Origin of the sequence: Streptomyces sp. NPDC020875, from assembly GCF_040641415.1 — a bacterium.
Classification (GTDB): domain Bacteria; phylum Actinomycetota; class Actinomycetes; order Streptomycetales; family Streptomycetaceae; genus Streptomyces.
In genome coordinates, this window is record NZ_JBFADP010000090.1 from 1 (window position 1) to 22,025 (window position 22,025).

General features: G+C 72.3%; 24 protein-coding genes. 15 read left to right on the forward strand and 9 right to left on the reverse strand.

Features of this window, described 5'->3' with window-relative positions; translation table 11 throughout:
• Positions 1-452 precede the first annotated feature (452 nt).
• The 3 genes from AB0G74_RS32495 to AB0G74_RS32505 all read left to right on the forward strand — a co-directional run bounded on the left by AB0G74_RS32495 (position 453) and on the right by AB0G74_RS32505 (position 3,784).
• The gene (locus AB0G74_RS32495; protein WP_358826366.1) at positions 453-2,051 is read left to right on the forward strand and encodes an ABC-F family ATP-binding cassette domain-containing protein; all 1,599 of its coding nucleotides are present in this window, start codon (positions 453-455) and stop codon (positions 2,049-2,051) included.
• 398 nt (positions 2,052-2,449) lie between these two features.
• Positions 2,450-2,671 (forward strand): helix-turn-helix domain-containing protein, encoded by a 222-nt coding sequence (locus tag AB0G74_RS32500; RefSeq protein WP_358826367.1) that lies wholly within the window; start codon positions 2,450-2,452, stop codon positions 2,669-2,671.
• A gap of 279 nt (positions 2,672-2,950) precedes the next feature.
• A complete protein-coding gene (locus tag AB0G74_RS32505) occupies positions 2,951-3,784 on the forward strand; it encodes an enoyl-CoA hydratase/isomerase family protein (RefSeq protein WP_361153766.1) in 834 nt (277 codons plus the stop codon).
• 112 nt (positions 3,785-3,896) lie between these two features.
• On the opposite strand, the gene AB0G74_RS32510 is transcribed toward AB0G74_RS32505, so the two are convergent.
• Positions 3,897-4,619, reverse strand: a complete 723-nt coding sequence (locus AB0G74_RS32510; protein ID WP_361153768.1) for a hypothetical protein — start codon at positions 4,617-4,619, stop codon at positions 3,897-3,899.
• A gap of 193 nt (positions 4,620-4,812) precedes the next feature.
• Here AB0G74_RS32510 and AB0G74_RS32515 point away from each other — a divergent pair, with 193 nt between their 5' ends.
• The 5 genes from AB0G74_RS32515 (at position 4,813) to amaP (ending at position 7,199) form a co-directional block, all read left to right on the forward strand.
• Positions 4,813-5,286 carry an Asp23/Gls24 family envelope stress response protein gene (locus AB0G74_RS32515; protein WP_358826370.1) on the forward strand — a complete coding sequence of 158 codons (474 nt, stop codon included), beginning with the start codon at positions 4,813-4,815 and terminating at the stop codon, positions 5,284-5,286.
• 42 nt (positions 5,287-5,328) lie between these two features.
• Complete coding sequence (locus AB0G74_RS32520; protein ID WP_358826371.1) at positions 5,329-5,520, forward strand: hypothetical protein; 192 nt, start codon at positions 5,329-5,331, stop codon at positions 5,518-5,520.
• 89 nt (positions 5,521-5,609) lie between these two features.
• Positions 5,610-5,915, forward strand: a complete 306-nt coding sequence (locus AB0G74_RS32525) for a hypothetical protein (protein ID WP_361153810.1) — start codon at positions 5,610-5,612, stop codon at positions 5,913-5,915.
• On the forward strand, positions 5,912-6,610 hold the full coding sequence (locus AB0G74_RS32530; protein ID WP_361153771.1) for a DUF6286 domain-containing protein: 699 nt from the start codon (positions 5,912-5,914) through the stop codon (positions 6,608-6,610). The genes AB0G74_RS32525 and AB0G74_RS32530 overlap by 4 nt, the downstream gene beginning before the upstream one ends.
• Positions 6,611-6,617: 7 nt before the next feature.
• On the forward strand, positions 6,618-7,199 hold the full coding sequence (gene amaP / locus AB0G74_RS32535; protein ID WP_361153773.1) for an alkaline shock response membrane anchor protein AmaP: 582 nt from the start codon (positions 6,618-6,620) through the stop codon (positions 7,197-7,199).
• 367 nt (positions 7,200-7,566) lie between these two features.
• Here the strand turns inward: amaP and AB0G74_RS32540 are convergent, their stop codons facing one another.
• The 5 genes from AB0G74_RS32540 to AB0G74_RS32560 all read right to left on the reverse strand — a co-directional run bounded on the left by AB0G74_RS32540 (position 7,567) and on the right by AB0G74_RS32560 (position 12,581).
• Positions 7,567-8,322 carry an SDR family oxidoreductase gene (locus AB0G74_RS32540; protein WP_361153776.1) on the reverse strand — a complete coding sequence of 252 codons (756 nt, stop codon included), beginning with the start codon at positions 8,320-8,322 and terminating at the stop codon, positions 7,567-7,569.
• Between the two features lie 4 nt (positions 8,323-8,326).
• Positions 8,327-10,111, reverse strand: coding sequence for a glycoside hydrolase family 15 protein (locus AB0G74_RS32545; protein ID WP_361153779.1), 1,785 nt, complete (start codon positions 10,109-10,111; stop codon positions 8,327-8,329).
• Positions 10,112-10,260: 149 nt separating this feature from the next.
• Entirely contained in the window at positions 10,261-11,076 is an 816-nt protein-coding gene (locus tag AB0G74_RS32550; protein WP_361153782.1) for an SURF1 family protein, read from the reverse strand.
• Between the two features lie 156 nt (positions 11,077-11,232).
• Positions 11,233-11,466: a hypothetical protein gene (locus tag AB0G74_RS32555; protein ID WP_361153784.1), complete on the reverse strand. Its 234-nt coding sequence runs from the start codon at positions 11,464-11,466 to the stop codon at positions 11,233-11,235.
• Between the two features lie 113 nt (positions 11,467-11,579).
• Entirely contained in the window at positions 11,580-12,581 is a 1,002-nt protein-coding gene (locus AB0G74_RS32560; RefSeq protein WP_361153787.1) for a DEDDh family exonuclease, read from the reverse strand.
• A gap of 314 nt (positions 12,582-12,895) precedes the next feature.
• On the opposite strand from AB0G74_RS32560, the gene AB0G74_RS32565 reads away from it, so the two are divergent.
• The 3 genes from AB0G74_RS32565 (at position 12,896) to AB0G74_RS32575 (ending at position 15,356) form a co-directional block, all read left to right on the forward strand.
• The gene (locus AB0G74_RS32565) at positions 12,896-13,546 is read left to right on the forward strand and encodes a VIT family protein (protein ID WP_361153812.1); all 651 of its coding nucleotides are present in this window, start codon (positions 12,896-12,898) and stop codon (positions 13,544-13,546) included.
• Positions 13,547-13,686: 140 nt separating this feature from the next.
• Positions 13,687-14,661, forward strand: a complete 975-nt coding sequence (locus tag AB0G74_RS32570; protein ID WP_361153789.1) for a sterol desaturase family protein — start codon at positions 13,687-13,689, stop codon at positions 14,659-14,661.
• 2 nt (positions 14,662-14,663) lie between these two features.
• Positions 14,664-15,356: a lysoplasmalogenase gene (locus AB0G74_RS32575; RefSeq protein WP_361153815.1), complete on the forward strand. Its 693-nt coding sequence runs from the start codon at positions 14,664-14,666 to the stop codon at positions 15,354-15,356.
• 105 nt (positions 15,357-15,461) lie between these two features.
• Here the strand turns inward: AB0G74_RS32575 and AB0G74_RS32580 are convergent, their stop codons facing one another.
• Positions 15,462-17,015 (reverse strand): S8 family serine peptidase, encoded by a 1,554-nt coding sequence (locus AB0G74_RS32580; RefSeq protein WP_361153792.1) that lies wholly within the window; start codon positions 17,013-17,015, stop codon positions 15,462-15,464.
• 313 nt (positions 17,016-17,328) lie between these two features.
• On the opposite strand from AB0G74_RS32580, the gene AB0G74_RS32585 reads away from it, so the two are divergent.
• The 3 genes from AB0G74_RS32585 (at position 17,329) to moaA (ending at position 20,460) form a co-directional block, all read left to right on the forward strand.
• A complete protein-coding gene (locus tag AB0G74_RS32585; RefSeq protein ID WP_361153795.1) occupies positions 17,329-17,697 on the forward strand; it encodes a DUF485 domain-containing protein in 369 nt (122 codons plus the stop codon).
• Entirely contained in the window at positions 17,694-19,316 is a 1,623-nt protein-coding gene (locus AB0G74_RS32590) for a cation acetate symporter (protein ID WP_361153797.1), read from the forward strand. Before AB0G74_RS32585 ends, AB0G74_RS32590 begins: the two co-directional genes overlap by 4 nt.
• A 154-nt stretch (positions 19,317-19,470) precedes the next feature.
• Positions 19,471-20,460 carry a GTP 3',8-cyclase MoaA gene (gene moaA / locus AB0G74_RS32595; RefSeq protein ID WP_361153800.1) on the forward strand — a complete coding sequence of 330 codons (990 nt, stop codon included), beginning with the start codon at positions 19,471-19,473 and terminating at the stop codon, positions 20,458-20,460.
• Between the two features lie 39 nt (positions 20,461-20,499).
• Here the strand turns inward: moaA and AB0G74_RS32600 are convergent, their stop codons facing one another.
• Together AB0G74_RS32600 and AB0G74_RS32605 are read right to left on the reverse strand one after the other, a co-directional pair.
• Positions 20,500-20,739 carry a hypothetical protein gene (locus AB0G74_RS32600; RefSeq protein WP_361153802.1) on the reverse strand — a complete coding sequence of 80 codons (240 nt, stop codon included), beginning with the start codon at positions 20,737-20,739 and terminating at the stop codon, positions 20,500-20,502.
• 150 nt (positions 20,740-20,889) lie between these two features.
• Positions 20,890-21,264, reverse strand: coding sequence for a DUF3099 domain-containing protein (locus AB0G74_RS32605; protein ID WP_361153804.1), 375 nt, complete (start codon positions 21,262-21,264; stop codon positions 20,890-20,892).
• A gap of 212 nt (positions 21,265-21,476) precedes the next feature.
• Here AB0G74_RS32605 and AB0G74_RS32610 point away from each other — a divergent pair, with 212 nt between their 5' ends.
• Positions 21,477-21,752 carry a GlsB/YeaQ/YmgE family stress response membrane protein gene (locus AB0G74_RS32610; protein WP_361153807.1) on the forward strand — a complete coding sequence of 92 codons (276 nt, stop codon included), beginning with the start codon at positions 21,477-21,479 and terminating at the stop codon, positions 21,750-21,752.
• Positions 21,753-22,025: the final 273 nt, after the last annotated feature.

Consider the following 22,025-nt stretch of genomic DNA (forward strand, 5'->3'; position numbering starts at 1 on the left):
GTGGGACAGGGAGGCGGACCGGAGGAAGACCCTCCGCACCCCGGAGAACCTCAAGGCGCTGATCGAAGCCCAGCGGTCGAACACCTCGCCCCGACCGGGCGTCCGGCACGGCACCGAACGGCACCCGACCGCACCGGGCGGCCCGGTACCGGATCGCCCGCCGCGCGCCGGCGGATCCGCTACGGATCACCACGGCCCGCCGCCCCGCGGCGCGGGCCCCGCCCCGACACCTCCTGGCGCCTCCTGGTCCATCCTGAGGCCACCGCCCCGGCCCCGTCAGGAGCCCCGCCCGGCCGCCCGCGAGCGTGCCCGGCCCCGCCCCGTGACCGGAAAAACCACTTGCACACCCCGTTAGACTGGCCCTATGGCCATTCTCCTCGCGCAATAGACGGCGTCGTAGTACCGCCCGCCCACCCTCCCGCCGTCCATACCGCTGTTTCTGGAGTCTGTCCGTGATCACCGCTTCCGGCATCGAGTTGCGCGCCGGCGCCCGTGTCCTCATCGAGTCCGCTTCCTTCCGGATCGCCAAGGGCGACCGCATCGGCCTCGTCGGCCGCAACGGCGCCGGGAAGACGACTCTCACCAAGTGCCTCGCGGGTGAGGGCATCCCCGCCGGGGGCACCATCGCCCGCTCCGGCGAGGTCGGCTACCTCCCGCAGGACCCCCGTACCGGCGATCTCGACATCCTCGCCCGCGACCGGATCCTCTCCGCCCGCGGCCTGGACACCGTGCTCCGCGGCATGCGCGAGAACGAGGACCGGATGGCGAACGGCAAGGGCGCCACCCGCGAGAAGGCGATGAAGCGGTACGAGCGCCTGGAGACCGAGTTCCTCACCAAGGGCGGCTACGCGGCCGAGGCCGAGGCGGCCACCATCGCCGCCGCGCTCGGACTGCCCGACCGGGTGCTCGGCCAGCCGCTGCACACCCTCTCCGGCGGTCAGCGCCGCCGGGTCGAGCTGGCCCGGATCCTCTTCTCCGACGCCGACACCCTGCTCCTCGACGAGCCGACGAACCACCTCGACGCCGACTCGATCGTCTGGCTCCGGGAGTACCTGAAGACCTACCGGGGCGGTTTCATCGTGATTTCCCACGATGTCGACCTGGTCGAGACCGTCGTCAACAAGGTCTTCTACCTGGACGCCAACCGCGCCACGATCGACGTCTACAACATGGGCTGGAAGCTCTACCAGCAGCAGCGCGAGGCCGACGAGAAGCGCCGCAGGCGCGAGCGGCAGAACGCCGAGAAGAAGGCCGCCGCCCTCAACGCCCAGGCCGACAAGATGCGCGCCAAGGCGACCAAGACGGTGGCCGCGCAGAACATGGCCCGGCGCGCCGAGCGGCTGCTGGCGGGCCTGGAGGACGCCCGGGTCGCCGACAAGGTCGCCAAGCTCCGCTTCCCGGAACCCGCGCCCTGCGGCAAGACCCCGCTCCGGGCCGAGGGACTCTCCAAGTCCTACGGGTCGCTGGAGATCTTCACCGATGTCGATCTGGCCATCGACAAGGGCTCCCGGGTGGTCATCCTGGGCCTCAACGGCGCGGGCAAGACGACCCTGCTCCGGCTGCTCGCCGGGGTCGAACAGCCCGACACCGGCGAGGTCACCCCCGGGCACGGGCTGAAGCTCGGCTACTACGCCCAGGAGCACGAGACGCTCGACCCCGACCGGACCGTGCTGGAGAACATGCGCTCCTCGGCGCCCGATCTCGATCTGGTCGAGGTGCGCAAGACCCTGGGTTCGTTCCTCTTCTCCGGCGACGACGTCGACAAGCCGGCCGGAGTGCTCTCCGGCGGTGAGAAGACCCGGCTCGCCCTGGCCACGCTCGTGGTGTCGTCGGCCAATGTGCTGCTGCTCGACGAGCCCACCAACAACCTCGACCCGGCCAGCCGGGCGGAGATCCTGGGCGCGCTGCGGACCTACAAGGGCGCGGTCATCCTGGTCACGCACGACGAGGGAGCGGTGGAGGCGCTGGAGCCGGAGCGGATCATTCTGCTGCCGGACGGTGTCGAGGACCTGTGGGGCGCGGACTACGCGGACCTGGTGGCTCTCGCCTGACCGCCCCCTGGCCCCGTCGGCCCGGCAGGGCGCCCCGGCGCTCGGCACGACGGGCGTCGATGATCACTTCCGTAGGGATCATTCGGCTCACCGGTGATCCGTCATCTGAGTGAGACGCTCTGGTACCCCGGTGTGGTTGCTGGCGGAGGCCGGATTTTTCCCACCACTCCGGGGCCGATGTCGATCTCCTTCCCGCGCACCCGCCCTGACCAGGCAACTCCTACCGGATCCGGATTCGGGTCCGGATTCCCGGCCGTCCGGAATCCAGGGTTCCGGACGGCTCCCGGCGGCTTTGCGGGGCAAAGGTCGTCCCATGGACCTTGTCGAATGGGTGGCCAGGAGGCCCGCAAGGGGTGATCATGAGAAGTCCAGAGCGCACTTCCCATGAGGAGGCACGGGTGGCCGAGACTCTGAAGAAGGGCAGCCGGGTGACCGGCGCCGCGCGCGACAAGCTCGCGGCAGACCTGAAGAAGAAGTACGACTCCGGTGCGAGTATCCGGGCGCTGGCCGAGGAAACGGGCCGGTCCTATGGATTCGTCCACCGGATGCTCAGCGAGTCCGGGGTGACACTCCGCGGACGAGGCGGGGCGACCCGGGGCAAGAAGGCCCCCGCGGTCTGACGCGCCGCGTCGGCCCGGCCCGGCCTTCCGCGATTCCCCGCCGGGGAGTCCGCCGAATCCGGGCGCGTGGGTCCGTGCGCGGCCGCGTGGGGCCGTGTGGGTTATGGGTTTCCGGTACCGGACGGCCGCGTCGGCGTCGCGCCGGGTCCGGTCCGGGTCGATACCCGGACGGTGATCCTGGCGCGTCCGGCCGGATTTCCGGTCCGGGACGGGTAGTTACTGTGCGGTCGCTTAGTCTACCGTGGACGGTACCGTGCCCTATCGACCCGGAGGCGACCCATGACCACGCCCGAATCCGATTCCGTACGGGACACCGCACGCGACGCCGTGCCGGAGCCCGTACTGGACGAGGACGGCGTACGGCTCACCATCGCGGACGCGGTGGCCACGGTGACGCTGACCCGCGCGGAGAAGCGGAACGCCCAGTCGCCTGCCATGTGGCGGGCGCTGACCCGGGCCGGACGGTCGCTGCCTGGCTCGGTTCGGGTCGTGGTGCTGCGCGCCGATGGCCCGTCCTTCTCCGCCGGACTCGACCGCCGGGGCTTCACCCCGGAGGGCTTCGACGGCGAGCCGTCGTTCCTCGATCTGGCCCGGATGGACGATACGGCGCTGGACGCCGCGATCGCCGGATACCAGGAGGCGTTCACCTGGTGGCGCCGGAGCGATCTCGTCTCCGTCGCCGCCGTCCAGGGGCATGCCATCGGGGCGGGCTTCCAGCTCGCCCTCGCCTGCGATCTGCGGATCGTCGCCGACGACGTACGGTTCGCCATGCGGGAGCCGAGCCTCGGACTGGTCCCCGATCTGACCGGTACGCATCCCCTGGTCTCCCTCGTCGGCTACGCCCGCGCGCTGGAGATCTGCGCCACGGGCCGTTTCGTCCACGCCGAGGAGGCCGAGCGCACCGGCCTGGCCAATCTCGTGGTCCCCGCCGCCGAGCTCGACGCCGCGACCGGGGATCTGACCACGGCCCTGCTGACCGCCCCCCGGGACGCGGTCGTGGAGACCAAGGCCCTGCTCCAGGGCGCGGTGCACCGTTCCTACGAGGACCAGCGCGCCGCCGAGCGGGCCGCCCAGGCTCGTCGGCTGCGCGATCTGGCGGGCCTCGGCGACTGACCGGAGGCGACTGACCGGACGCTACTGACCGGAGGTTTTCGACCGGAGACGCTGACCGGAGGCGTACGGCCGCCGGTCGGCCCCGGCGGCGCGCCGTCGGCCCGTCCGCCGCTCAGGGGGTCCCGGGAGCGGCCGATTCCACCGCTGTGACCAGTACGGATACCGGGCGCTCCGCTCCGAGCGCCCGCCTCGCCGCCGTACGGACCGCCCGGACGACGGCCAGCGGGCGGTGACCGGCGGCCACCGCGCACTCCACCCGTACCCCGTCGGGCGCCCGGTGGACCGGCTCGCCCAGCACCCCGGTCAGTCCGGCCACCCCCGCGGCCTCCGCCACGGCGACCGCGACCGGATCGGCCGCGTCCCCGGGCGACCCCGGTGGCGGTACGGCCCGTGGCCCGCCGTCCGGCTCCGCGGGCCGCGCCGGCTCCGCCGAATCGTCGTCCAGGACGTCCGTAAGCCGTAGCCCGACCTCGGCGACCTCCAGATCCAGGGTGTCCCGGGCCGCCGTGAGCAGGGCGCCCCGTACCGTATCGCCCAGCGCGGCCAGGGACTGGCGGGCCAGGGTGGCCCCGTCCGCCGCGAAATCCGCCTCGATCCGCAGCGGCCCGTACGGCAGGGCGCTCGGCGGGGCCGGAACGGTGGCGGGGAGCGCCGTCGCGGGATCGGCGAGCGCCAGCCGGATCAGGCCCGGCCGTACGCCGTCGATCCCGGCCGCCGCCCGGGCCAGTACCGCCTCGGCGGCCCGTTCCGTCAGCCAGGCGCCGCCGTCCGCCCGGCCCAGTGGCAGCAGTCGGCCCGGGCCGAGCCGGGCGCGTACCGCGTCGGCAGTGGTCATGTCACCAGCCTGCCGCATCCCCGGCGCGAGACCCGGCATTCCCCCTTAGTGTGGGGACAGAAAGGTGTAAATCCGACCATTTGCGGCATCCCAAGGTTCTGTCGCCGGGCTGTGACGCCCGGGGCGGTATCGGGACGCGAGCCCGTTATCGCCGCCGTCCGCACCACCGGCAGGGCCCGGAAAGGACACCGGTATGAGTGACACCGCCAGCAGTGGAACCGGCTCGGGCGACGAGCCGAGGAGGACGTCCGTGAGCAAGCGGGGCGGCGGCGACCCCGGCTCCCGGGGACGTACCACCATCGCCGACGGCGTCGTCGAGAAGATCGCCGGACTCGCCGCCCGGGACGTCGTCGGCGTCCATGCCATGGGCAGCGGGCTCTCCCGGACCTTCGGCGCGGTACGCGACCGGGTCCCGGGCGGCGCCAAGGCCAGTGTCACCCGAGGGGTGAAGGCCGAGGTCGGCGAGGTCCAGACGGCCCTCGACCTGGAGATCGTCGTCGACTACGGCGTATCGATCACCGAGGTCGCCCGGGCCGTCCGGGAGAACGTGATCGCCGCGGTGGAGCGGATGACGGGCCTCGAAGTGGTCGAGGTCAATATCGCGGTCAGCGATGTGAAGCTCCCCGAGGAAGAGGACGACGAGGAAGAGGAGTCCCGGCTCCAGTAGCCGGGCCCCCTGGACCCGGTGGTCCGGACGAAGGAGCTGAATATGAGTATGTCCGCGGTCGGCCTGGTGGCCGGAATGGCACTCGGCTTCGCCGGGTACTTCGGCGGATTCGGCGCGTTTCTGCTGGTCGCCGCGCTCGGGGCGGTCGGGTTCGTGGTGGGCCGCTTCCTGGAGGGCGACCTCGAACCCGGTGACTTCTTCCGTGGCCGCGAGCGCGGCGACCGGCCCCGGTGACCCCGGTGACGGACGGCCCGGGGGCGCCGCCGGGTGCCTCAGGGGTCCCCGGACCCGGCGGGGTCGCGGCGGCGGACCGGGGCGCGACCGTGATCGCGGAACGGGTCGTCGCCAAGATCGCCGCGCGGGCGGCCGGGGAAGCGCTGGGCCGGACCCCGGAAGGCGGCTCGGCGCCGCATGCCGGGGTCGTCGTCCACCGGGACACCGCCCGGGTCCGGATCAGCCTCGACCTGGACTACCCGGCCGATATCGGACAGCGGTGCGCCGCCGTCCGCCGCCGGGTCGTCGAACGGGTGAAGAGCCTGGCCGGGATGGACGTACCCGAGGTCGACATCGCCGTCGAACACCTCCATCCGCCCCGGGCACGCCGCGCGGGGGAGCGTGACATCCGATGACACCACCCGCCCCCGCGAACGACGACACCCCCGGCGGGACCCCGGGCCCCCGGCACGGCCCGCAATCCCGGACCGTCGAACCCGGCCCCGGGTCCGGGGCGGCGACCCCGGAACCGCCCGGGTCCGCCGCCGCCAAGGCCCGGCGGCCCTGGTCGGCCCGGCGGGTACCCGCCGGACTGCTGGCCCTGGTCGTCCTCGGCGGCGCCGGAATCCTGCTCTACGACATCGCGGCGGTCCGCGCCGACCGCCCCGCCATGGCCTGGCGGCGCACCGTCGCCGACGATCTCGCCACCCGCCCGCTCGACGACCCCTGGACGACGGCGGTCGCCGCCGTCGCGGTCGCCGTCGGCCTCTGGCTCCTCCTGCTCGCCCTCACCCCCGGCCTCCGCGCCCTGCTCCCCATGCGGCGGGAGGCGGATCCTGCCGCCCCCGGTCCCGTCCGGGCCGCGCTCGCCCGGGAAGCGGCGGCCCTGTATCTGCGCGACCAGGCGCTGGAGGTACCGGGAGTGCAGTCCGTACGGGTCCGGGTCGGGCGCCGCAAAGCGTCCGTACGGGCCCGCTCCCACTTCCGCGACCTCGACGACGTCCACACCGACCTGGACACGGCCCTCGCCGGAGCCGTCGGTGAACTCGGCCTGGCGAAGCCGCCGGTGCTGTCGGTCCGGGTGGCGCGGCCACCCCGCAAGAAGAGGTGACCCGCCGATGCTGAGGACCGTCAACCGGGTGGCGCTCGGACTAGCCGGGCTCGTACTGCTGGCGCTCGGGGGCGCGGCGCTCGCGGCGGGCACGGGACTCTCCGTACCGTCCTGGTGGCCCTGGTACGGGCCCGGTGACGTGGTGCTCAGTACGGCCGACCGGGAACGGTGGCGCTCCGAGAGCTGGTTCTGGCCCGTGGTCATCGCGGCGCTCGCCGTCCTGGTCCTGCTCGCGCTCTGGCTCCTGCTGGCCCAGCTCCGCCGGGCCCGGCTCTCGGACGTCGTGGTCGACACCGGAACCGACGGCGACGTCGCACGGCTGCGGGGCCGCGCCCTGGAACGGGCGATGGAAGCCGAGGCGGAGACCCTGGACGGGGTCGCCGGAGCCCGGATCGCCCTGCGGCGGCGCCGGGGAGAGCCGGAGGCGCGGGTACGGCTCAAGCTGGAGCCGCACGCCTCACCGGCGAGGACGCTCCGGGCGCTGACGGAGGAGGCGGTGGAGCACGCCCGGGCCTCCACGGGCCTGGCGGCGCTCCCCACGGACTCCCGCCTCCACGCGGCCTCCCACGCGCCGCGCCGCGTCTCCTGACGAGGGGGGCTGCCCTTCTCGGAGCCGTCCCCCTGGGCGCCGCCGCCGACCTGCCGAGCCGGGTGAATGTCGTCGGGCGCCCGCGCGCCGCCGGTGGTTGCTCGCGCAGTTCCCCGCGCCCCTAAATGCTCTCAAGCTCCCCGCCCCCCCCGGGAAGGGGCCGTCTCTCCACGAGGGCGCCGAGGAGGGCAACCCAGGGGCGCGGGGAACTGCGCGACAAGCCACCCACGGTCCGCAGACCGCGTACAACACCAGGTCGCCGGGCGAGACCCGGGTCTTTCGGCGGTGCCGTGGAGGGCCTTGGCGCTGGGGCCCCCATTGCCGAAGGCATAGGCGGCGACGAGGACCCCGCGGGGGAGGCGGTTCGTCAGAAGCCGTGGCGCGCGCCGCCGTCGACCGGGAGCATCACGCCCGTGAGATACGACGCCGCCGGGGACAGCAGAAACGCCGCCACCCGCCCGAACTCCTCCGGCGCCCCGTACCTCCGCAGCGGAATGCGCGACTCGTGCCCGGCCCTGGCGGTGTCCGCGTCGCCGGTGAGGGCGTCGAGTTCGCGGACCCGGTCCGTGTCGATCCGGGCGGGCAGCAGGCCGACGACCCGGATGCCGCGCGGCCCGACCTCGTCCGCCAGGGACTTGGCGAAGCCCGCCAGCCCGGGGCGGAGGCCGTTGGAGATGGTGAGCCCGGGGATGGGTTCGTGGACGGAGCCGGAGAGTACGAAGCCGACGACCCCGCCTTCGCCGAGCGCCCCGACCGCCGCCCGCGCCAGTCGTACCGCGCCGAGGAAGACGGATTCGAACGCGCCGCGCCACTGTTCGTCCGTGTTGTCGCCCGCGGCCCCCGGCGGCGGGCCGCCGACGCTGATGAGGACGCCGTCGACCCGGCCGAAGTGCGCCCGGGCCGCCGCCAGCAGGCGTTCCGCGCCGTCGGGGTCGGCGTTGTCGACGGCGACGCCGACCGCGTCGGCGCCCAGTTCGGCCGCCGCGTCCGCGACCGTCGTCTCGTCGCGTCCGGAGACGACGACCTTCGCGCCCTCGGCGACCAGCGCCCGCGCCGACGCGTTGCCCAGGCCGCGGGAGCCGCCGGTGACGATGTACACCCGGTCCTTCAGTCCAAGATCCATGGCCCTATCCTGCCGCCTCCTCGTCGTCGAGCGCGAGGGCCGTGGTCACCAGGGCGATATGGCTGAACGCCTGCGGGAAGTTTCCGAGCTGCCGCCCGGCCCCGGGGTCGTACTCCTCGGCCAGCAGCCCCAGATCGTTCCGCAGGGTGAGCAGCCGTTCGAAGAGTTCCCGGGCCTCCTTGGGGCGGCCGGTCATCCGCAGGGCGTCCGCGAGCCAGAACGAGCAGGCCAGGAAGGCGCCCTCGCCGCCGGGCAGTCCGTCGACGGTGCCCTCGGTGCTGTAGCGGCGGACGAGTCCGCCGTCGGCGCCCAGTTCGGCGCGGACCGCGTCGACCGTACCGACGACCCGGGGATCGTCGGGCGGCAGAAAGCCGACCCGGGGGATCAGCAGGGTCGCCGCGTCGAGTTCGCGGGAGCCGTAGTACTGGGTGAAGGTGTTCCGCACCGGGTCGTAGCCCCGCTCGCAGACCTCCCGGTGGACCTCGTCCCGCATCGCCCGCCAGCGGTTGACGTCCCCGCGGAGGGTGGAGTCGCCCTCCAGGGTCCGTACGGCCCGGTCGGCCGCCACCCAGGCCATCACCTTGGAGTGGGTGAAGTGCTGCCGGGGGCCGCGGACCTCCCAGAGCCCTTCGTCGGGTTCGCGCCACTTGGACTCCAGGAACCCCAGCAGGCTCAACTGGATGAACCAGGCGTGCCGCTCGCCGGGGATCCCCTGCTCCTGGGCCAGGAAGAGGGAGTCCATCACCTCGCCGTAGACATCCAGCTGGAGCTGGTCGACGGCGGCGTTTCCGACCCGTACGGGGGCGGAGCCCGCGTATCCGGAGAGCCAGGGCAGTTCCGTCTCGGGCAGCCGGCGCTCCCCGCCGAGCCCGTACATGATCTGGAGGTCCGCCGGGTCGCCCGCGACGGCCCGCAGCAGCCAGTCGCGCCAGGCCGCGGCCTCCTCCTGGTAGCCCGCGGTGAGCAGGGCCTCCAGGGTGAGGGTGGAGTCCCGCAGCCAGCAGAAGCGGTAGTCCCAGTTCCGTACGCCGCCGATCTCCTCGGGGAGGGATGTGGTGGGGGCGGCGACGATACCGCCGGTGGGGGCGTAGGTGAGGGCTTTGAGGGTGATCAGGGAGCGGACCACGGCCTCCCGGTAGCGGCCCCGGGAGCGGCAGGCGGTGGACCACTCCTCCCAGTCCGCGAGGCTGCACCGGAGCGCCTCGTGCGGATCGAGCGGATCGGGCCGCTGTTCGTGCGAGGGATGCCAGCTGAGGACGAACGCCACCCGCTCGCCCGCGCCGACGGAGAACGACGACACCGTGCTGAACTGCTGCCCCCAGGTCCGTACCGGCGGCTCACTGCGCAGCCATACGGAGTCGGGCCCGGCGACCGCCACCCGGTGGCCGTCGGACCGGCGCATCCACGGCACGATCGAGCCGTGGTCGAAGCGGAGCCGCAGTACGGACTCCATCTCGACGGTGCCCTCGACGCCCCGCACGATCCGGATGACATCGGGCGTGGTGTCCCGCTGGGGCATGAAGTCGACGACCTCGACCGTGCCGGTCCTGGTCTCCCACCGGGTTTCGAGGACGAGGGTGTCGCCGACGTAGCGGCGGGACGTACAGCGTTCGGACCCCTTGGGGGCGATCCGCCAGTGACCGTTCTCCTTGTCGCCGAGGAGGGCCGCGAAGCACGCGCCGGAGTCGAACCGGGGCAGGCACAGCCAGTCGACGGAACCGTCCGTACCGACCAGGGCGGCCGTCTGGAGATCGCCGATCAGGGCGTAGTCCTCGATGCGTAGGGTCACGTTTCGCGTGTTCCCGCTGCGTACGACGGTCAATCAGCCGGACACCTGTTCCGCCGGGGGCAGAAGGGGCGGACGGGACGGAAGGGGTGATCAAGAGAGCGGCGGCGCGGCCCGGGAGCCGGGAGGCGTACGGATGTACGGGCCGCGGCTCAGGCCGTCGCGGGCTCCTTGGGCTCCTCCGGCTCCTTCGCGGCGGACTTCGCCGCCTCGGCCTCGGCGGCGGCCCGCCGGTCGCGGATCTCCCGGCGGACCAGGATCACCCAGCCGACGGGTACGGCGGCGGTGAAGAGCCACCACTGGATCGCATAGGCCATATGCGCGCCGATGGAGTCGTGGTCCGGGTCCGGGATCGTCTCGGGCTTGCCGTCTGCGGGCTTCGGGCCGGTCAGCTCGATATAGCCGCCGAGCACCTCCTTGCCCAGGAGCTTCGACTGCTGGCCGCTGTTGATCAGCATCACCTGGCGCGGCGGCAGCCCGGCGAGGTCCTTGATACCGCTGGCGGCCGTGGTCTCGTCGGCCTTGAGCCGGCCGGTGATCGTCACGGTGCCCTTCGGCGGCGCGGGGACCTCGGGGAACGCCCTCGGATCGGTGGCGGACGGTACCCAGCCGCGGTTGACCATCACGACCCGGCCGTCCCGGAGCACCAGCGGTGTCAGCACATGGACGCCGACCCGCTCGTCGGCGTCGGTACGGCGGCGGACGACGACCTCGCCGGAGGTGTCGAAGGTGCCGGTGGCGGTGGTCCGCAGCCAGTAGTCCGCCCGGGGGACCTTGTGGCCGGGGGAGGTCAGCTCGGTGATCTCGACCGGCTTCGCGTCGAGGTTCCGGGCGATCAGCGCGTTCTGCTCGACGCGGCGCTCATGGCGGTGGAACTGCCAGAAGCCCAGCTCGATCATCGTGGGGATGAGGACGAGCCCGATGAGGGTGAGGCTCACCCACTGCCGGGTCAACAGGAAGCGGTACACGGATCGACGGTACCTGCCGCCCCCGGCGAGTCCGCCGGTGGGGCCCCTCCCGGCCCGGCCACGGCACCCTCCGCCCCGCTTCCGGATCACTTCCCGCACCCCGCGGTCCCGCACCCCGTGGTCCCGCGCCGCGCGGTGGCCCGGGGCCGGGGCCGCTCAGACCTTGTCGACGATGCCGACCCGGCCCTCGGCCCGGGCGCAGTGCGCCCCGCAGTACCAATGGCCCTCGGCCTCGACGCCCTGCCCGATGACCTGGACCCGGCAGTGCTCGCAGATGGGCGCCATCCGGTGAATGGCACAGGCGAAGCAGTCGAAGACATGCACCGCGCCCTGCGCGTGCACCTCGAAGGACATCCCGTACTCGTTACCGCAGACCTCACAACGTGCCATGGGCCACAGCGTGCGGTCGGCGGCCACCGATCACGGCGCGGCGCGCCCGGCCGTCACCCGACTGCCGGGGCCGCCCGGCAACGGCCCGGGCAGGTCCCGGGAGTGGTCCCGGCTCAGACGTCCGCGGGCGCCACGTCCCGCAGCAGCTGGGTGAACGCGGCCTCGTCGACGACCGGTGTGCCGTACGCCCGCGCCTTGACCGCCTTGGACGTGGCCGAATCCGGGTCGTTGGTCACCAGCAGGCTGGTCAGCCGGGAGACGCTGGTCGCGATGTGCAGACCGGCGTCGAAGGCTCGGTCCTCCAGCAGTTCGCGGTCGACCGAGGTATCGCCCGAGAACGCGATCCGCATGCCCTGCTTGAGCGGCTTCCCGTCCACATAGCGCCCCGGGTTGGGATGGGGGCAGGCGGGCCGCTTCCGCGACGGGCGCCAGCCGCCGAACGAGGAGCCCGGCGCCCGGTGGCCGTAGGACGACTGGTAGCCGACGCGCGGGGACCCGGCGGGCGAGTCCGACCACTCGGTGAGCGGACGGCACTCCAGCAGCGGCAGCCGCACCCCGCCCCGGACCGCCGCGTGCAGACTGGGGCGGAACGCCTCAGCCAGCACCCGCGCGTCGTCCAGCGCGTGATGGGCCTGCCGCTGGACCACGCCGAAGTGCGCGGCCAGCGACTCCAGTTTGTGATTGGGCAGTGGCAGGGCCAGCTCCTTGGCCAGGGCGATCGTGCACAGCCGCCGCCGGACGGGCGGGGTGCGGTCCGCCCGGGCGTACTCCCGGGCGATCATGGACCAGTCGAAGAGGGCGTTGTGCGCCACGAGCACCCGGTCCGCCAGCCGGTTCGAGAACTCGTCGGCGATCTCGGGGAAGAGGGGCGCGCCCGCCAGCATCTCGTCGGTGAGCCCGTGGATCCAGACCGGGCCGGGGTCGCGCTCCGGATTGACCAGCGTGTACCAGTGGTCCTCGACCTCGCCCCGCGCGTCCAGCCGGTAGACGGCGGCGGAGATTATCCGGTCGTCCCGGGCCAGTCCGGTGGTCTCCACATCGACCACCGCATACCCCTGGGGGTATGCGGTGGGCCAGTCCGCCGCTGTGATCGCGCTGTCGTCGAGCATGGTCACAGAGAATACGGCCCGCCACTGACACTCCGGCGGCCGATCCTCGGTCCGCCCGGATTCCGCCCCGATCCGCCTGTCCCGCGCGCCCCTTACGCCCCCTCAGCTCCACCCGCCCGTCCCGCCCCGGCGCTCCCGGGGCGCTCCGGGCCGGGGGTCGGGCCCGGGGGAGTCCGGGCGGGTCGTTCCGCAGGTCCCGGACCGATCGGTGGGACGCTCCCGTCGTGACGTACGACGCCACCGGGGCCGGGACCCCGGAGCCGCCGCCGGGACCCCACCACGAACCCCACGACACCGGCCTCGGCACCCGGCTCAACTGGCTGCGCGCCGCCGTCCTCGGCGCCAATGACGGCATCGTCTCCACCGCCGGACTCGTCGTCGGCGTCGCGGGCGCCACCGGCGACCGGTCCGCCCTGCTCACCTCCGGCCTGGCCGGACTGCTCGCCGGATCGATGTCCATGGCGGCCGGGGAGTACGTCTCCGTCTCCACGCAACGGGACTCCGAGAAGGCCGCGCTCGCCGTCGAGCGGCGCGAGCTGCGGGAGGAGCCCGAGGCGGAACTGGCCGAGCTGACCGACCTGCTGACGGAGCGCGGCCTGACCCGCGAGGTCGCCCGGGAGGCGGCGGTCCAGCTCACCGAGCGCGACGCGCTGCGCGCCCACGCCCGGGTGGAGCTGGGCATCGACCCGGACGCGCTGGCCGACCCCTGGCACGCGGCGGGCGCCAGTTTCCTCGCCTTCACCGTCGGCGCCCTGCTGCCGCTGCTGGCGATCGTGCTGCCACCGGCGGACGTCCGGCTGGCCGTCACCGTCGGCTCCGTGCTCGCGGCCCTCGTCCTCACCGGCTGGTGGAGCGCCCGGCTCGGCGCGGCGAGGGCCGGGCCCGCGATCGTCAGGAACACGGGCGGCGGGGCGCTGGCGATGGCGGTCACCTACGCGGCCGGGTCGCTCCTCGGCGCGGTGGGGGTCTGAGCCGGGCCCGGCGCCGACCACCGCCCGAAGGCGTCCGCACCGGTTGGTGGAAACCACCAAAACTTGCTGACAATCCGTCTCGCATACTTGTCGGTAACAACCCCTAGCCGCACCCCTCGGACCGCGTCTACGGTGCACCCATGCCGAACCCGCCCGATGTCGTGCTGTGGTCGATCCCCGCCTTCGTCCTGCTCACGGCCGTGGAGTTGGTGAGCTACCGGCTCCGGCCGGACGAGGAAGCGGCGGGCTACGACACCCGGGACGCGGCCACCAGCGTCGGTATGGGGATCGGCAGTATGGTCTTCGACCTTCTGTGGAAGATCCCCATCGTCGCCGTCTATACGGTGGTTTATGAACTCACCCCGGCCCGGGTCCCCCTCCTCTGGTGGACCCTGCCGCTGATGCTGCTGGTCCAGGACTTCCTCTACTACTGGTCCCACCGGGGCCACCATGTCGTCCGGATCCTCTGGGCCTGCCATGTGGTCCACCACTCCAGCCGGAAGTTCAATCTCACGACGGCGCTGCGCCAGCCGTGGACCAGCCTCACGGTCTGGCCGTTCTATCTGCCGATGATCGCCCTCGGTGTCCATCCGGCGGTGGTGGCGCTCTGCTCCTCGATCAATCTCGTCTACCAGTTCTGGGTCCACACGGAGCGGATCGGAAAGCTGCCCCGCCCGGTCGAGTACCTCTTCAACACCCCCTCCCACCACCGGGTGCACCATGCCTCCCAGGGCGGCTATCTGGACCGCAACTTCGGCGGGATCCTGATCGTCTGGGACCGGCTCTTCGGCTCGTTCGCCGTCGAGGACGAGCGGCCCGTCTACGGGCTCACCAAGAACATCGACACCTACAACCCGCTGCGGGTCGCCACCCACGAGTACGCCGCCATCGCCCGCGATCTGCGGGCGGCGGACTCCTGGCGGGAGCGGGCGGGACGACTGCTGCGCGGCCCCGGCCGGCAGCCCGTACCGGCTCCCTCGCAAACCTCCGGCCCCTCCGCGGCCTCCCCGCCTCAGGGGCCGCCCGTGACGCCGACGCCTCCCGGACCCGCCGGGACCTCCGCCCCCGTGACGGCCCCCACCGGCCCCGAGACCCCCGCAGGACGTACCGCGTGACCATCGAGAAGCCCCCCACCACCCCCCGGCCCGCCCCGCCGGGGGACCGGGCCGCCCTCGCCGCCCGGGTCCTGATCGCCGCCTTCGCCGTGGCGCTGCTGGCCGATCTGGGCTCCCTGATAGCCGGTGCCGAGACCGGCCACCGGATCGCCAAGCCGCTGCTGATGCCGCTGATCGCCGCGTTCGTCCTGGTACGGGGCGGCCCCCGGCTCCTGGTGGCGGCGCTGGCCTTCGGCTGGGCCGGGGACGTCTTCCTGCTCTCCGGCGCCGAGACGGCCTTCCTCCTCGGGATGGGCTCCTTCGCCGTGGGCCATCTCTGCTATCTCGCCCTCTTCGCCCGGCTCCGCGGTCCGGCCGCGCCCCCGGTGTGGACCGGGCCCCTCTACGGCGTCGCCCTGGTCATCGCGGTCGCCCTGCTCTGGCCCGGTCTCCCGGCCGGACTGCGGATCCCGGTCGCCGGATACGCCCTGCTGCTGACCGTGACGGCCTGGCGGTCCACCGCCCTCGGGCCGGTCGCCGGGACCGGTGGCGCCCTCTTCCTGATCTCGGACCTGATCATCGCCACCGGGATCGCCGACCTGCCGCAGCCGCCCCGGCCCGACTTCTGGATCATGCTCCTCTACAGCGCAGGGCAGGGCCTGCTCGCCCTGGGAGTGCTCGCCGCGGCCCGGCGGGCGGTGCCTCCGGAGCCGTAGAGACGAAGCCCGGTACACGAGGGGAAAGAGGGAAAGGAGAGAGGGCCGGACGCGTGTCCGGCCCTCTCCGTCATCCTCCCCGTGGTGGTGTCACGGGGCTGGGATTCAGCGGCGTACCGCGTCGAGCGCGTCCGTGACGCCCTCGCCGTAGAAGCCGTTCTTCCGCTTGTCGCCCTCGCAGACCGCGTCCACGACGCCGTCGTTGTTGAAGTCGTACGGGTTGGTGCAGGCCGTGTCGTCGGCCTGGCCGTACAGCAGCGCCTTCACGACCGCCGGCGGGGCGTAGGGGTACTTCGACTTGATCAGCGCCGCGACACCCGCGACATGCGGGGACGCCATCGACGTACCGGCCTTGTAGCCGTACTGGCCGTCGGGCAGCGTCGACAGGATGCGGCCGTCGACGGCCTCGCCGTCGGGCGCCTGGTAGCGGGTCGCGTCACCGCCGGGCGCGGAGATGTCCACCACGCCGTTGCCGTAGTTCGAGAACGACGACTTGAGGCCCTTGGCGCCCAGCGACGAGGTCGTCACGACACCCGGCAGCTGGGTCGGGATGTCGAGGCAGACGCTCGGGTCGATGGTGCGCGTGGCCTGCTCGGCGGCGTCGTTGGGGCTGGTGGTGTCCGTCAGCTGGTCGGCCGCCAGGTCCATCCGGGAGTTGCCCGCCGCGGCCACGTTCACCGCGCCCCGGCGCTCCGCGTAGCGGGTGGCGCGGGTGACGGCGTCGACCAGGGCGGTCTGGTCCGGGTCGGTGGCGCAGTTGAACAGCCACGGGTCGACGTAGTAGCTGTTGTTGGTGATCTCGGCGCCGTTCTCGGCGGCCCAGACGAAGCCGCAGACCACGGACTCGGTGTAGAAGAACCCGTCGGGGTTGGAGACCTTGATGCCGGAGACCTTCACACCGGGCGCGACACCGGTGACGCCGATGTCGTTCTTCGCCGCCGCGATAGTGCCCGCGACATGCGTGCCGTGGTTGGACTCGGTCGGGCCGGGGCGCCAGGAGCCGGGGGTGGTGTCCGGCTTGCCGGTGACGCAGTTGGCGGAGGCGCGGGTGTCGAAGTTGGGCGCCAGGTCGGGGTGGGTGTCGTCGACCCCGGTGTCGATCACGGCGACCGTGACGTTCTTGCTGCCGAGAGTGCGCTGGTGCGCCTTGTCCGCCTTGATGGCGGGCAGGCTCCACTGCAGCGGCTCCAGCGGGTCCTGGCCGTTGGTGGCGGCCGCGGCCGCGTCCTTGGCCTCCTTGGCCGTCAGCGGGCGCTCGGAGTCGATCGCGGTGTCCGTGGCGGCGGCGATCGGGGCCGTCCGGGTGGCACCGGCGGACTCGACACCGCGGACCGTACGGATGGTCTGCGCGAACGCCGGGTTCTTCGAGTGGACGACGATGACGCCGATCTGGTCATAGGCGATCACTATGGAGCCGCCCGCGGCGGATATCGCCTGCTTGACCTTCTTGGCGGTGCCGTGGCCGCCCTTCACATTGACCACGTACGACAGCTGCGGTCCGTCGAACACCGACGCCGCGACCGCGGCGGACGCACCGGACGGCGCCGCCGCGTCGGCGGCCGAGGCGGCGCCCGCGGGAAGGAAGCCGAGGGTGGCCGTGAGCGCCAGACCCGCGGTGAGGGCCGTCGCACGCCGCCGTCTGGTTCCCGGATGAGCCATGGGGTCTCCACATCATCGAAATACGGTGCCGGATCACTGGCTACCGCCCCTCGCGCCGATGGCACAGATGGGCGAGTACATGGCAAAGGAACCTAGCGTCGATCTTGGTTGTCATCAATGTGTTCGAACCGACAAACGGCCCCGGGAGGAGGAAAAAACGTCGAAGTTGAACCCTCCCGGCGTGCTCTCCGTGCCGTTGTCAGGAGGTGGAGCACCATCGAACCGCCCCCTGGAACCCCCCCTGAGAACGAGGACAGCTTTGTCCGGTCTGTCTAGTCGTCTTCCCGCGACCCCGGCGTCAACAGGAGAGCCCGTGACCACCGACGCACCGCCGCCACCCGCGAACCACACCGTCCCCGGGCCCACCCAGCCCACCACCGAGAGCTTCGTCGAGACGCAGCGGAGCGAGGAGTTCGGCGAGCTGCGGCACGCCTACCGCTCCTTCGCGTTCCCCCTCACGATCGCCTTCGTCGCCTGGTACCTGGTCTACGTCCTGCTGTCGAACTACGCGGGCGGCTTCATGGGCACCCGGCTCTTCGGCAATATCAATGTGGCGCTCGTCCTCGGCCTCGCCCAGTTCCTCACCACGTTCCTGATCGCCTGGTGGTACGCCCGGCACGCCGCGAACGAACTCGACCCCAAGGCTGAGGCGATCCGCGCCCGGATGGAGGGCGAGGCGTGAACCACTCCCTCCAGTTCGCCGCCGAGAACGCGACCACCGAACACCGGCCGCTGATCATCACCCTCTTCGGCCTCTTCGTCGTCGCCACCCTGATCATCACCGTCTGGGCCGGCCGGCAGACCAAGAGCGCCGCCGACTTCTACGCGGGCGGCCGCCAGTTCACCGGCTTCCAGAACGGGCTCGCCATCTCCGGCGACTACATGTCCGCCGCGTCCTTCCTCGGCATCGCGGGCGCCATCGCCCTCTTCGGCTACGACGGCTTCCTCTACTCCATCGGCTTCCTCGTCGCCTGGCTGGTCGCCCTGCTGCTGGTCGCCGAACCGCTCCGCAACTCCGGCCGGTTCACCATGGGCGACGTCCTCGCCTACCGGATGCGCCAGCGCCCGGTCCGCACCGCGGCCGGGACCTCCACGATCGTGGTCTCCATCTTCTATCTGCTCGCCCAGATGGCCGGAGCAGGCGTACTGGTCTCCCTGCTCCTCGGCATCACCACCGACACCGGCAAGGTACTGATCGTCGCCCTGGTCGGCGTGATCATGATCCTCTACGTCACCATCGGCGGGATGAAGGGCACCACCTGGGTCCAGATGGTGAAGGCCGTCCTGCTGATCGCGGGCACCCTGCTGATCACTTTCCTGGTGCTGCTCAAGTTCAACTTCAACATCTCCGACCTGCTCGGCACCGCCGCCGAGAAGAGCGGCCACGGCGCCGCGTTCCTGGAACCGGGGCTGAAGTACGGCGCCACCGGCACCTCCAAACTCGACTTCATCTCGCTCGGCATCGCCCTGGTCCTCGGTACCGCCGGACTGCCGCACATCCTCATCCGCTTCTACACCGTCCCCACCGCACAGGCCGCCCGCAAGTCCGTGCTCTGGGCGATCGGCATCATCGGCGGCTTCTATCTGATGACCATCGCCCTCGGCTTCGGCGCCGCCGCCATCGTCGGCCAGGCCGAGATCACCGAGTCCAACAAGGCGGGCAACACGGCCGCCCCGCTGCTCGCCCTCCATCTCGGCGGCACCGACTCGACGGGCGGCGCGATCCTGCTCGCCGTCATCTCCGCGGTCGCCTTCGCCACCATCCTCGCCGTCGTCGCGGGCCTCACCCTCGCCTCCTCGTCCTCCTTCGCCCACGACATCTACGCCAACGTCATCCGCAAGGGGCAGGCCACCGAGAAGGAGGAGGTACGGGCGGCCCGCTGGGCCACCGTCGCCATCGGCGTCGCCTCCATCGCCCTCGGTGCCCTCGCCCGCGATCTGAACGTCGCCGGACTGGTCGCCCTCGCCTTCGCGGTCGCCGCCTCCGCCAACCTCCCGACGATCCTCTACAGCCTGTTCTGGAAGCGGTTCACCACCCAGGGAGCCCTCTGGTCCATCTACGGCGGACTGATCTCCTCCGTGGTCCTGGTGATCTTCTCCCCGGTCGTCTCCGGCAAGCCCACCTCGATGTTCAAGAGCCTCGACTTCTACTGGTTCCCGCTGGAGAACCCCGGACTGGTCTCCATCCCCCTCGGCTTCCTGCTCGGCTGGCTCGGCTCGATCCTCACCAAGGAGAAGCCGGACGCGGGCAAATACGCGGAACTGGAGGTCAAGTCCCTCACCGGGGTCGGCGCCCACTGACCCACCCGGCTCCGCCGGACGACGGAGCGCGGCCGGGGCGCGGCGATACGCGACCCGGCCGCCCCCGGCCCGTACCCGTACCGCGCACCGGGGAGGCCGGCCCGGCCCTGGCGTAGGCTCGGGACCAGGAATCGTTCGGGGGAGGAGGCCCACCGTGCTCGTCGACACCTACGGCCGGGTGGCCACGGACCTGCGGGTCTCGCTGACCGACCGGTGCAATCTGCGCTGCACCTACTGCATGCCCGAGGAGGGCTTGCGGTGGCTCGGCAAACCCGAGCTGCTCACCGACGACGAGATCGTCCGGCTGGTCCGGATCGCCGTCACCGACCTCGGAATCACCGAGGTCAGATTCACCGGCGGCGAGCCGCTGCTCCGGCCCGGCCTCCCCGGCATCGTGGAGCGCTGCGCCGCCCTCGACCCGCGCCCCCGGCTCTCCCTCACCACCAACGGCATCGGACTGGCCAGAACCGCCCCGGCGCTCCGGGCCGCCGGACTCGACCGGATCAACGTCTCCCTCGACACCCTGCGGCCCGACGTCTTCAAAACCCTCACCCGCCGGGACCGCCACCGGGACGTCCTGGAGGGCCTGCTGGCCGCCCGGGCCGCCGGACTCGACCCCGTCAAGGTCAATACGGTGCTGATGCCCGGGCTCAACGACGACGAGGCCCCCGACCTGCTGGCCTGGGCCATCGAGCACGGCTACGAACTGCGGTTCATCGAGCAGATGCCGCTCGACGCCCAGCACGGCTGGCAGCGCGACGGCATGATCACCGCCGGGGACGTCCTCGCCTCCCTGCGGACCCGTTTCACCCTCACCGCCGAGGACGAGGAGAGCCGGGGCTCCGCGCCCGCCGAACGATGGCTGGTGGACGGCGGTCCATACCGCGTCGGTGTGATCGCCTCGGTCACCCGCCCGTTCTGCGCCGCCTGCGACCGTACCCGGCTCACCGCCGACGGCCAGGTGCGGACCTGCCTCTTCGCCCGCGAGGAGACCGATCTGCGGGCCGCCCTGCGGGCCGGGGAACCGGACGAGGAGATCGCCCGGATCTGGCGGCACGCCATGTGGGGCAAGAAGGCGGGCTCGGGGCTGGACGACCCCGCGTTCCGCCAGCCCGACCGGCCGATGTCGGCGATCGGCGGCTGACCCGGCCGGACCGGGGGCGACGGCAAACCGGCGGCCGGATCAGCCACCGGAACCGGGACGGTCGTGCCACTCCGCCAGGGTCACGACCTCCTTCAGAAAGCCGCGCACCCCCAGGAACTGGGAAAGGTGTTCCCGGTGTTCGTCGCAGGCCAACCAGGTCTTACGGCGCTCCGGGGTATGCAGCTTGGGATTGTTCCAGGCCAGCACCCACACGGCGGCCGTCCGGCAGCCCTTGGCCGAGCAGATGGGGTTCTCGTCGTTCACCGGGTCGATAAGCACCGGCTCATTCTCCACGGACGCACCCGCTCAAGGCGACGCCGAGCAGCCACGGGGGGAGCTGCCCGGCGTCGGTCCGTCGCTCCGACGGGGGATGCGGAGCGCGTAGGCAGTATGCCACGGCCAACGCGCCGCCGGGCACCCGAACTTGAACTATTGATCTGACGTTTTCCCGGCCGTTGCCGCGCCTTGGGGGCCGGTTCCGGCCGCCGTGCCGAAGCCCGCGGGGCCGCCGGGACCGAGGGCGGGCGGAACCGTCGGCAGGGCGAACGTGGACGGCAGCGACGGGGGGCGTTCCCGGCCCGCGTTGGCCAGTACGACCGCCACATAGGGCAGCAGCATGCCGAGGACGATCGCCACGATCGCGACATGCCGCTCGACGTTCCACAGCACGGCCGCGGCCACGAACGAGAGCGTACGAACCGTCATCGAGATCACATAACGGCGCTGCCGCCCCCGGACGTCCTCGGCCAGTCCCTGCCGTGCCCCGGTGATCCGGAAGACCTCCGCGCCCACCCGCCGCCGCATCACAACTCCACCGCCCGTCGTCCGCGGGGCGCTCCCCGCTCCGCCCCGACCACGGTACGCCGGGGCGCCGGGCACCACGAGACCGGGGCGCTGCCGGGGCGCCCCGGAGCTGCCACCGGAGTGACCAGATTCGGCCCGACATGCGCCATTTGGTCGAAAGGCTCAGAATTGGCGGCGTACCTGCTCACACGGAGCCGGACGAGGAGGCAGCCATGGGCTGGTTGTGGGCGATCATCGTGGGATTCGTGCTGGGTCTGCTCGCCAAGCTGATCCTGCCGGGCAAACAGCATCTCCCCTTGTGGCTCGCCACCATCTGCGGCATCGGTGGCGCCGTGATCGGCAACTGGATCGCGGCGGGGCTCGGGGTGGCGGAGACAGCCGGTATCGACTGGAGCCGCCACGCGTTCCAGATCGTGGCGGCGGTGATCCTGGTCTTCCTGGGAGACCGGGCATGGGTCGCGATGCGCGGCAACCGCCAACACGCGTAACGCCTCCGGCGCGGGCCCGCCACTCCGCGAGCACCTTGCGCCGGGCCGTCTTCGGGAGGGCCGTGACCTGGGGTGCCAAGGGTGCCTTACCCCAGCGCCTCGGCTCTCCCGGGCATCGCCCCGAACAACCCGGGCCGCGCCCGGCAGCCTGATCTTGTCGGCGGCCTGCGGACCGCCTGTGGCTTGTCGCGCAGTTCCGCCCCCTATGCCTTCGGCAATGGGGGGACCCCCAGCGCCTTGGCCCTCCGGGTGAGGCCCACAACCCGGGCCGCG

Coding starts and splice junctions, on each gene's coding strand:
- AB0G74_RS32505 (WP_361153766.1), top strand. CDS start 2,951: ATGACCACGCCCGAATCCGATTCCGTACGGGACACCGCACGCGACGCC.
- AB0G74_RS32510 (WP_361153768.1), bottom strand. CDS start 4,619: ATGACCACTGCCGACGCGGTACGCGCCCGGCTCGGCCCGGGCCGACTG.
- AB0G74_RS32515 (WP_358826370.1), top strand. CDS start 4,813: ATGAGTGACACCGCCAGCAGTGGAACCGGCTCGGGCGACGAGCCGAGG.
- AB0G74_RS32520 (WP_358826371.1), top strand. CDS start 5,329: ATGAGTATGTCCGCGGTCGGCCTGGTGGCCGGAATGGCACTCGGCTTC.
- AB0G74_RS32530 (WP_361153771.1), top strand. CDS start 5,912: ATGACACCACCCGCCCCCGCGAACGACGACACCCCCGGCGGGACCCCG.
- amaP (WP_361153773.1), top strand. CDS start 6,618: ATGCTGAGGACCGTCAACCGGGTGGCGCTCGGACTAGCCGGGCTCGTA.
- AB0G74_RS32540 (WP_361153776.1), bottom strand. CDS start 8,322: ATGGATCTTGGACTGAAGGACCGGGTGTACATCGTCACCGGCGGCTCC.
- AB0G74_RS32555 (WP_361153784.1), bottom strand. CDS start 11,466: ATGGCACGTTGTGAGGTCTGCGGTAACGAGTACGGGATGTCCTTCGAG.
- AB0G74_RS32570 (WP_361153789.1), top strand. CDS start 13,687: ATGCCGAACCCGCCCGATGTCGTGCTGTGGTCGATCCCCGCCTTCGTC.
- AB0G74_RS32580 (WP_361153792.1), bottom strand. CDS start 17,015: ATGGCTCATCCGGGAACCAGACGGCGGCGTGCGACGGCCCTCACCGCG.
- AB0G74_RS32605 (WP_361153804.1), bottom strand. CDS start 21,264: ATGCGGCGGCGGGTGGGCGCGGAGGTCTTCCGGATCACCGGGGCACGG.
- AB0G74_RS32610 (WP_361153807.1), top strand. CDS start 21,477: ATGGGCTGGTTGTGGGCGATCATCGTGGGATTCGTGCTGGGTCTGCTC.